Origin of the sequence: Stieleria sp., assembly GCF_041595215.1 — a bacterium.
Taxonomy (GTDB): Bacteria; Planctomycetota; Planctomycetia; order Pirellulales; family Pirellulaceae; genus Stieleria; species Stieleria magnilauensis.
The window spans coordinates 1-2,856 of the sequence record NZ_JBFHKV010001084.1 but is presented as its reverse complement, the minus strand read 5'-3'; the positions used below and the strand labels follow the sequence as shown (position 1 = coordinate 2,856).

General features: G+C 59.1%; 2 protein-coding genes and 1 pseudogene. 2 read left to right on the top strand and 1 reads right to left on the bottom strand.

All coding sequences use genetic code 11. From position 1 onward, the window contains the following. Together ABX749_RS28285 and ABX749_RS28280 are read left to right on the top strand one after the other, a co-directional pair. Positions 1–392, top strand: a pseudogene (locus tag ABX749_RS28285) (squalene--hopene cyclase); the annotation flags it as partial. Positions 393–503: 111 nt separating this feature from the next. Further along, positions 504–1,907 carry a multiheme c-type cytochrome gene (locus ABX749_RS28280; RefSeq protein ID WP_372898980.1) on the top strand — a complete coding sequence of 468 codons (1,404 nt, stop codon included), beginning with the start codon at positions 504–506 and terminating at the stop codon, positions 1,905–1,907. A 246-nt stretch (positions 1,908–2,153) separates the two neighbouring features. Here the strand turns inward: ABX749_RS28280 and ABX749_RS28275 are convergent. After that, the coding region (locus ABX749_RS28275) for a YqjF family protein (protein WP_372898979.1) at positions 2,154–2,856 on the bottom strand (703 nt) is incomplete at its 5' end.

Below are 2,856 nucleotides of genomic sequence, written 5' to 3'. Positions count from 1 at the left end.
GCACGCCGAAAGCGGAGAAAACAACGACCGCCATTGCCTTGACGCTGTTGATCTATCTGGGACAAACGCCCGGACACACCCTGTTCGACGAAGCGATCGACAAGCTGGCCGAGCAGGGCCCGACGCTGACCAACGTTTACCACGACTACTACGCGACGCTGGCACTGCACCATTTTCGGCATCGCGATTGGGAATCTTGGAACAACCAATTGCGTGATCACCTGGTGCGTACCCAGGCGACCGAAGGACATGAAGCTGGCAGTTGGCACTTCCGCGATCAATGGGGAGATGTCGGGGGACGCGTCTACACGACCGCGATGTGTGCGTTGACACTGGAGGTCTACTACCGGTTCTTGCCTCTGTACGACGAGCCGCCGGACTTCCCGCTCTGACCGCCGGTGCCCACCGCCGTTTTGCGACGCGCAGTTGCGATCCGGCCGATACAATGGACAGTCGCATCGCCTGTCCCCGTCACGAATGATTCACCGGACGCCTCAATCAACATGCGAAAAAGCCTGCTGCTCGGATTGTCGCTTCTGCTGATCGGAGGGATCGTTTACGTCAATGTGCGGAACGACGCCGAACAAGACGCCGCGCGATTGTTGGACAAAATGGACCGGTCTGGCGGATGGGAAAACGAACCGATCCTGGATCCATCAACGGAAGCCTCCCGAACTCAAAACAAGCCCCCTCCGGGAGACTTCATCGTCGACCTGGAACCGGGCGGCACGTGGTTTGTCGGAAAACGAGGCGCCGAAAGCGAACTGTTGCTGCCCTATCGACCGGTCCAGATTCCGAGCCCCAGCAACGACTTGGAACCGGTCAACGAGAACCCCGGTTTTCTGGGTGCCGATGCGTGCCAGTCCTGCCATCAAGACCGCCACGCCTCGTTTGTCCACACCGCGCACCACCGGACCAGCGCGGCGGCCGACCCGACCTCGATTGCCGGTTCGTTTCAGCCGGGGCAAAACGTGTTGAAAACGAACAGCCAAGGATTGTGGTTCAGGATGGTGGAGCGTGATCAACGGTTGTTTCAACAGGTCTCGTTTTATGGTTGGAAGTGCGACGTCCCGTTCGACGTGGTGACCGGATCGTCAAAGCTCGGCCAGTCGTACCTGTATTGGCACGACGATGGCCTGTACCAAATGAATGTGTCGTACATCACCGGCACCGACGATTGGGTCAACAGCCCGGGGTATCCGGACGGTCAAGCGATCTACAACAGGCCGGTCACCAACCGCTGCTTGGAATGCCACACCACATGGGCGGACGTGCGCCGACCACCGAACCACTACACCCCCGAATCCCTGATCCTGGGAATCTCCTGTGAACGTTGCCACGGACCGGGCCGCGATCACGTCCAGTACCATCAATCCAATCCCGATCAGAAGACATCGCGCTTCATCACACACCCCGCGTCACTCTCGCGGCAGCAACAATTGGACATCTGCGGCCAATGCCATTTCGGCAACCCCAAACTCAAGGGCGCCCCGTATCAGTTTCGGCCCGGTGACGATTTGATGGATCATTATCACCCTCCGCAAGCGAACCTTCCCGGGGGAGTCCATTCCAGCAACCAATTGGTTCGATTGTCGAAGAGTCCGTGCTTCAACGAAACCGAAATGACGTGCACCACGTGCCACAATCCCCATCAAAGTGAACGGGGAAACCGCAAACTGTTTTCGCAGCGTTGTCTCCAATGTCACCAGTCATCCGACTGCGGCATGGAACCCACGCTTGGGCAACAATTGAGCGACAATTGCATCGATTGCCATATGCCGGCCGGCGCGACCGAGAACATGTTCATGAACACCGCACAAGGCAAAGTCTTTCCGTCCCTACGAGACCACCACATTCGCGTGGACCGGGATTTGACGGCGGCATACCTGAAATCGATCGGCAAGTAACAGGCGTCCGCCACTTCGACGGAGCGTCCAATACCGCTCAATCAACATTGAGGGGCGCCGCTCGCGCTGGCGCGAACCGGCTGATGCCAATTGATGATCAGCCGTTTGGCGCGAGCCTACGGGCCTGCCTGGTCTAAACCTTGTCGACTTCGCGGAATTGGACGGAGCGTCCCCGGACGTCGTGCGTGGTCTCCGGGCGTTACCCACGCTCGGACGAGTGTCGCGACTGCAAAGGGGCACCGAGCGTTAACGCATCACGCCGGTGTCCCGAATCGCGAAAACCTCTACGTCGACGCCGGGGGAGTAGTGCGCCAGTGCTGGGCGCTGACCAAGTTCTGGCAAACCGGCCGCGGCGATCAGCTGATCGGCCATCTCCGTGACCTCCGCGGTCCAGACGTCATAGGGTTCATGATGGACTTGACCACAAAACACACGTCCTTTCTTTTCGACAAACAATAGGTAGCGTTCGAACAAAAAGTGTTCCAGCGATTCGGGAGCGGAGGGCCCCAGCTGTTCTGCCACCCGAAACGACACCCGGTGCTCGGCCGCTCCACCACGCCGAACGCTCTGGTAGCGGTACGTGTCACCGGAGTCATCGGCCGACATCCGGGCGTAATAGTAGGGCAGAGCCCAACCGATGCGTGCGGCGATCACCGCCAATCGGGAACTCGCATCGAGCGAAAAAAAATAGACGCCCGGACGATCGTTGTGCGTCACATAAGTTCGGACGTTGGTCTCCAAAAAGTTAAACGCGAGCCGACGGGGCAGCCAGGATGGTCGGATGTCCCGCATCTTGAAGGGAACGATGCCGACATACGCTCGGCCCTGGAACGTGTCCAAGTCCATCGCTGCAGGGACATGCGGGCGAAGCGTTTCGGGGTCGATCTCCCAATGGCAAAACAACAGCGATTCCCAACGCTGCGTTCCCGCGTTCGCTCCGCCAGGTCGT